At 72.9% G+C, this 5473-nt stretch carries 5 protein-coding genes; 2 read left to right on the forward strand and 3 right to left on the reverse strand.

Annotation, left to right across the window (positions count from 1 at the left end; all coding sequences use genetic code 11):
• Nucleotides 1-803 (reverse strand): acyl-CoA dehydrogenase family protein (locus tag Q1N79_RS22680; RefSeq protein ID WP_300612178.1); only part of this gene is annotated, 803 nt, incomplete at its 3' end.
• Nucleotides 804-822: 19 nt separating this feature from the next.
• Nucleotides 823-1797, reverse strand: coding sequence for an FAD-binding oxidoreductase (locus Q1N79_RS22685; RefSeq protein WP_300612180.1), 975 nt, complete (start codon nt 1795-1797; stop codon nt 823-825).
• Between the two features lie 117 nt (nt 1798-1914).
• Between Q1N79_RS22685 and Q1N79_RS22690 the strand changes: the two genes are divergently transcribed.
• Nucleotides 1915-2166 (forward strand): hypothetical protein, encoded by a 252-nt coding sequence (locus Q1N79_RS22690; protein ID WP_300612182.1) that lies wholly within the window; start codon nt 1915-1917, stop codon nt 2164-2166.
• Nucleotides 2167-2285: 119 nt separating this feature from the next.
• Here Q1N79_RS22690 and Q1N79_RS22695 read toward each other — a convergent pair whose 3' ends face one another.
• The gene (locus Q1N79_RS22695) at nt 2286-4007 is read right to left on the reverse strand and encodes a metallophosphoesterase family protein (RefSeq protein WP_300612184.1); all 1722 of its coding nucleotides are present in this window, start codon (nt 4005-4007) and stop codon (nt 2286-2288) included.
• Between the two features lie 446 nt (nt 4008-4453).
• Here Q1N79_RS22695 and Q1N79_RS22700 point away from each other — a divergent pair.
• On the forward strand, nt 4454-5473 hold a 1020-nt coding region (locus tag Q1N79_RS22700; protein ID WP_300612186.1), incomplete at its 3' end, for a serine/threonine-protein kinase.

Raw genomic sequence — 5473 nt, forward strand, 5'->3', positions numbered from 1 at the left:
GGCAGGCCCGGGCCGAGCTCGTCGAGCCCGGCCCGCACCGACGCCAGCTCGCCGTCAAGCGACGTCGGCCCGAGCAGCCGGCAGCAGCGCGCCGCGACGCCAAGCGCCATCGCGGCGTGCACCCGCAGCACCTCCGGCACGGCGCCGGCGCCGACAGCGCCACCGGCGCCGTACGGGTGCAGCCCCGTGACACGGTCCGCGGCGACAGGCAGCGCGCTGAACGTGACGCGCATCGTCGCGGTCGCGTTGAGCGCGGCGAGCCGCAGCCGCTCAGCGCGCAGCGACGGGCCTTGCGCCGCGTCGACGATCAGCCAGACGACCTGGTCCTCGGGGGTGCGCGCGGCGACGTGGATCACGTCGATGCGTCCCCACCCGGAGACGAACGGAGACACCCCGTCAAGCAGCCAGCGGTCGCCGTCGCGCCGCGCGCGCAGCGTCGGCTTGGGCAGCAGGCCGCCGCTGCCGAGCCCGCCGCGGATCGCGCCGGAGGCAAGCGGCGCCAGCCACCTGTCCCGCAGCTCGGCGCGGTCGCTGGCCGCCACGGCGTGCACGAGCCCGGTGTGCTGCACCCAGACGAACGCGGTCGTCATGCAGCCGCTGGCCAGCGCCTCCTGGACCGCGCAGGCCGTGCCGAAGTCGGCGTTCAGCCCGCCCGCCTCTTCCGGCGCCGCGACGCCGTACAGCCCGGCGTCGGCCAGCGCGTCGAGCAGCTCGCGCGGCAGCACGTCGCTGGCGTCGGTCGCCAGCGCGGCGGGGAACAGAACCTCGTCGGCGATGCGCTGCGCCGTCCGCACAATGTCCACCGGGACATTCTGGCAGAACTCACGCGGCGGGCGCCGTCCCCGCCAGCACGGCCGCGGTGATCTCGCGGGCGCATCCCCACGCCAGCGTCACCCCGCCGCCGCCGTGCCCGTAGTTGTGCCAGAGCACCCGGTCGCCGGGGCCGGGCAGCCGCTCGGCCTCGAGCCGCACCTGCGGCCGGCACGGCCGCAGCCCGACCCGGTGCGCCACGATCTGCGCCCCGCGCAGGCGGGGATGGACGGCCGAGCAGTCGCGCAGGATCCGTTCGGCTACCTCGGGCCGGGCGGCCAGGTCCCATGCACCTTCCTCCGCGGTGCCGCCGAGCAGCACCACGTCGCCGTGCGGGAACAGGTACACGTACTCCGAGCCGCGCAGCCCGTGGTCGATGTAGAACTCCTCGATGCCCGGGTTGCGCACCACCACGACCTGCCCGCGCACCGGCTCAAGCAGCGGGTCGGGCACGAGCTCCCTGGCGCCCATGCCTGCGCAGTTCACCACGACAGGCGCGTCCTGCGACTGCAGGGACGCGACGGCGGCGACCTCCACCGAGCCCCCCGCCGCCGCGTACCGCGCCAGCAGGTAATCCAGGTACGACGGCATGGTCACCACCGGCGCGGTGTACCACCAGCCGGCCGCGAACCCGTCGGGCAGCTCCGTCGGCGCGCACATCGCCACGCCGCCTGGCAGCAGGTCCAGCCAGTCAGGCGGCGCTGCGGGCTCTTGCGACACCTCCCGCCCGCGCACCTGGCGGATCGCGGCCGCGGGCTCGCCGGCCAGCTCCGACAGCACGTCCAGGCCGGCCCGTGCCCACTCACGGCACCGGTCCGGCGGGCCGCACCGCACCGGCCCCCAGATGGCCCCGGCCGCCACCGAGGTGGTCCGCGACGGCGGGTCCGCCGTCACGACGCGGGTCGCGAGGCCCGCCTCGGCCAGCGAGATCGCGGTGGTCAGCCCGACCACGCCGGCGCCCACCACAAGCGCGTCAACTGCAGTCATGCCACGACGCTACACGGGCCGGCCCGCCCTGCCGGCACCCCTTGACCGCACGCCCGCAAAGTGATATCACATTGCTATAAGAGAGATAGCGATAGGCAGCACGCGGGAGGTAGTCCGATGAACGCGCAGACCAACACCAGCACCTGCACCTCGCTGGGATCCAACCTCAGGCAGGGCGCGATCTTCCCGTTCGCGCTCCGCGCCCCCAGGTCCGTGGCGGCCGTGCGCGCAATCGCGGGGGTGTTCCTGATCGTCCTCGGTGCGGTCTTCTGCGGCGTGGGCTCCTGGTGGGGACTGGCGCTGTTCGTCGCGGCGGCGGCGAACCTGGAGCTCGCCCGCCGTCTGGTGATTACGAGCAGGGCTCGCTAGCAGCACTCTCTCAGCACCCCTGACCCGCCAGCCGCTCCGGGCAGCTGGCGGGTCAGGCGCCTGAGCTAGTGGACGAGGTGAGCGTGGGGGCGGTGCTCGCCCGCCCCGGCGCCGCAGCGCTACAGCACGACCGCCGACGACTGCTTGGCGTGCCAGCGGCGCCCGTCCGAGCGCGGCCTGATCAAGGTGAACGTCTCGAACACCGTGTAATCGTCGGTCGGCGCCCCCGGCTGGCCTGTCGCCGGGTTGACCGGGTCGGCGCCCACCGCGTGGTAGTGGGTGACGGTGATCGAGGTCTGCCCGCCCGCTTCCGTGCCCGGGTTCACGTCGAACACCGCGATCCCGTAGCCGGTCGAGGTGTCCCGGCGGGCGGACCAGGTCGCGTCCTCCACCGCGTCGGCGCCCGGCCGGGCGTACACGCCAGGCGTGCCTGCGGGCACAGGCCGGTTGGCGCGGGTGAACACCTTCGCCCGCGGGAGCCCGCCGGCGGCGTCCAGGCCGTAGGCGTCGAGGTTCGCGTTGGTGCCGCCGCAGCCGAGTATCAGGTGCACGGTGCCCTGGCTGGTGTCGAAGACGCCGCTGTCGACCGTGGTCACCGGGTGCGGCCGCCGGGTGTCGGCCGGCGCGGCCGTGCCCGCGTCCGTGCCCGCCCCGATGTCGAACCCCCGCACGGGAAACGACCGCTCGTAGTCGTGGTCGTGCCCGCAGAGCACCAGGTCCACCTCGTAGCGGTCGAACAGCGGCAGCCACTCTTCCCTGATGCCCAGGTCCGAGCCGTTGCCGTCGAGCGAGGATGAGCAGGCGCACTGGTGCATCTGCGCGATGATCCAGTCGATCGAGGCGTCCCGCCGCGCCGTCGCCAGCGTGGTCTCGAGCCACCGGGTCTGCGCGCCGCCCGAGTAGCCGTGCACGTACAGCGAGGTGCCGGCCGGGATCGGCGGGTTGCCGGTGGACGGGGCGGGGGCAAGCGGCCCGGGCCCGGCAACGAACGCGCCCGCGTCCTGGTAAACGACGTCATCGGCGCTCAGCGCCACGAACAGCACCGCGCCGATGCGAAACGAGTACCAGCGGCCCGCAAGGCCCGGTGTCCCGTTGTGCGGCAGCGCGTACCTGGTCAGGTAGGAGGCGAAGCCCTGCGGCCCGTTGCCGAACTCGATCTCGTGGTTGCCGGGCACCGGCATCCACGGCCGGTTGGCGGCCGACGCCTGGTTGTTGTTGCCGAAGTCCCGCCACACCTGCGGCTGCGCCGCCGGGTTCAGGCCGGCGTAGCACAGGCCGCCGTTGAGCAGGTGGAACAGCGGCTGGAAGGACTCCACCGCCCCGACCGCGTACGCGGACTGACCGTAGGACAGGACCCAGCTGGTGTTCGGCGTCGCGAGGTCGCCGAAGCTGGTGAACCGGAACGCGGCCCGCCCCTCTGGCGCGCTGGTGAACGTGGCGCTGAACGGGTCGGCGGAGTTGCCGTCGTTGTCGGCGGTGACCGCGTACCCGTAGGTCGCGCCGGGACGCAGCCCGTGCACCCGCGCGTGATAGGTCCACACCGTGGTCCCGTTGAGCCCGTCGGTGTAGGCGCGCTCTTCGGCCGGGATGACCCGCTGCCCGATCCGCACCCGGGGCCGCGCCGCCTGGCCGGCGGACGCCCACGAGACCACGACGCTCCGCGCCGGGTCGTCGCCCCAGGTGAGGTGGATCTGCTCCGGCGTGCCGTCGCCATGGGGGCCGGGTCGCAGCCGCCCGCTCGCCGCGCGCGCTTGCGCGGCGGTGGTGGCCGCGAGCAGCCCCGTGCCGCTGGCGGCGAGCACTTGCCGCCTGGACAAGCCGGAGCCCGAGTCATCTGGCATGCGCAGACTTTGCCGTCCGCCGGTAAACGCCTGGTGACAATTGGGAAGGTCGTGTTCCCAGTTCTTGATGAATATTCCGAACGAGCCGTTGCGCCTGCTCAGCGGCCCTCGGCACCGGTTGGGCGGCCGGCCAGGTGCCGGGTCTCCCGCCGTCTGCGGGTGGCCGCTGTCCCGCCAGGTAGGCCGGGGTCACCCTGGTCGGTGCGAAGCGACCTTACTTTCAGGTCATAATCTTCTCACCCTGATGACCGAAATACTGGCCGGCAGGACAGGTGGCATGGCATCCTTTTGCACTGATAAACCTTGCTTACACGTTTTTGCTAAGTGGGGGCGAGCGATCATATGTGTTGGCATGTTCGGCTAATTGTGCAGCCTTTTGTTGTGATGCCATCGGTGTTGTGCCAGGCTGTGGAAATGCCGCCGTGGGATTGTAGCGGGGGAACGGCATGATAAAGGATCTGCTGCCTACCGATCCGGTAACGGTCGGGCACTACCGCCTGCTGGGCCGGCTCGGTGCCGGGGGCATGGGCCAGGTGTATCTGGCCAGGTCTCCCGGCGGGCGGCTGGTGGCGGTCAAGGTCATCCGCCCGGAGCTTGGCGGGGAACCCGGATTCCGCGCGCGGTTCGCGCGGGAGGTGGCCGCGGCGCGCAACGTGGGCGGGATGTTCACCGCGCTGGTCGTGGACGCGGACGTGGAGAGCCCGGTCCCGTGGCTGGCGACGGCGTACGTGGCCGGGCCCTCGCTGTCGGAGGCGGTGGAGGATCAGGGGCCGCTGCCTGTCGATTCCCTGCTCACCCTGTTCGCGGGCCTGGCGGAGGGACTGCAGGCCATTCACGCGGCCGGCGTGGTGCACAGGGACCTGAAGCCGTCGAACGTGCTGCTCGCCCACGACGGGCCGCGGGTGATCGACTTCGGGATCTCCCGGGCGCGCGAGGCCAGCATGCTGACCCAGACAGGGATGGTCATGGGCTCGCCCGGATACCTGTCCCCCGAGCAGGCCGAAGGGTCGGCGGTCGGCGCGCCGAGCGACGTGTTCAGCCTGGGCGCGGTGATGACCTACGCGGCCACCGCCGAGGGACCGTTCGGCAGCGGGCCGACGCCCGCGCTGATGTACCGGGTGGTGAACCGCGAGCCGGACCTGACCCGGGTGCCGGACCAGATCCGCCCGCTGATCGAGCGCTGCCTGACCAAGGCCCCCGCGGACCGGCCGACGCCAAGTGAGCTGCTCGACCAGCTCGGCGAGGGCGCGGTCGGCGCGGTCGGGGAGCCCTGGCTGCCCGAGCCGTACACGATGGCGCTGAACCGCTACGTACCGACGATGAAGACGCCGCCGACGCCGCCGCTTGCCGCATCGCAGCAGTCGCCCGCGGTGGCCGCCCAGGGCGGCTCGCCCGCGCCCTCGCAGCCCGGCGTCCCCGCACCCGACGTGCCGGACGTCGCGGCGGCCGAGCCTGCGGCAGCGCGG

Origin of the sequence: Trebonia sp., from assembly GCF_030042015.1 — a bacterium.
In the GTDB taxonomy this organism is placed as follows: Bacteria; Actinomycetota; Actinomycetes; order Streptosporangiales; family Streptosporangiaceae; genus Trebonia.